At 47.9% G+C, this 1,285-nt stretch carries 1 protein-coding gene; it reads left to right on the forward strand.

From position 1 onward, the window contains the following. The coding region (locus DK874_RS12155; protein WP_162798796.1) for a hypothetical protein at positions 1-985 on the forward strand (985 nt) is incomplete at its 5' end. Positions 986-1,285 lie beyond the last annotated feature (300 nt).

Consider the following 1,285-nt stretch of genomic DNA (forward strand, 5'->3'; position numbering starts at 1 on the left):
TTCCAAAAGCGCTCAGATTGATACAGGTCACCTGTATGAAACGCTTTCTACTCGCAACAGAATCATTGTAATGGAATTGCAAAACTTAATGCTCACTATAACCCTCGCTAAAATTAACGTAGTGAGTCCAAACTTCTTGGACCACGCAGATCTGGAGAGTATTTGGGGCGAGGAGCCCACCAACACCCCCATAAGGGAGATTTTGTCCGTTGCGTCTGTAAAAGTCCTACAATCCCTTAACATCTTACACTTTATTATTAAATTCCCCAAGATTATCATGGCGTGCAACAAAGTCACTATCCTTCCAGTGGTACACCACGATACGGTGTTAAGGTTGAAAGATAATGTGGTAGCAGAGTGCAACAGAGAAATACGCACAGTAAAGAATTGCTCCATAACACCAGGGGCAACATTTTGCCAGTTATCTTCAGTGAGCTCGTGTGCGCAGGAGCTCCACGCTGGGGTCGTAGCACATTGCGACGCACAGCAGAGTGATCTACATCCGATCACCTACGTCGACGAAGGAATAATCGTCATCAATGACAGACCAGCACTCGTGCGTGTGGACAATGGAACGGCCATCCACATTAGAGGCACGCACCTCATAACATTCATTGAGAGTGCCATGGTCAACGAGACCGTCTTCTTTAATCATGACATGGTCCAGAATAGGGCGCCGGGAGTGGCTAATTCCCCAGTCCTTAATATCTCGATGAAACACGAGGTCCTGAGCCTCCCATACCTTCACCGTTTAAGTGAAAAGAACTTGGAGCAAATCAGGAACTTCGAGAAGGACGTCGACGGATACCGACTAAGTCAGATAGCGCTAGTTGCGGGAGCAATTTTCTGCGCTCTTATCTGCATCGGTTTAACCTGGCAGCGAACCACTAGGGCCAAGAAATCTACAGCCCAACTGAAGGAAGTTCTCGCCCAAATAGGGTCAGCCGAGGGCGGCCTTAATCTTGAGGAGGGAATAGTTAACTAAGTTAACCGGACTGATCGTCCGCACACCAGCACCGGTCAAATTGCTGACCAAGCATTTGGCCGGAAGCTCATGCATAGCCGGCAGAAGCTCTGCGCATTGGCAGAGGCCGCTATGATGTTTTTCCCTTTGTTAGCTTATAGTCAGTTTGATTTTGTATTCAATAAAGAGCGCATCGCGCCTTCAATCAACTCCAGCTACTGCTGTTATCATTGAATTGGTTGGCTAGCCTTAAGGGCAGTCAACAACGGAGAGACGTTCTCCCACCATATCTCCCAATCTAGGAGAAGAGGTCTGCGGCAA

The organism is Thermus caldifontis, assembly GCF_003336745.1.
Taxonomy (GTDB): domain Bacteria; phylum Deinococcota; class Deinococci; order Deinococcales; family Thermaceae; genus Thermus; species Thermus caldifontis.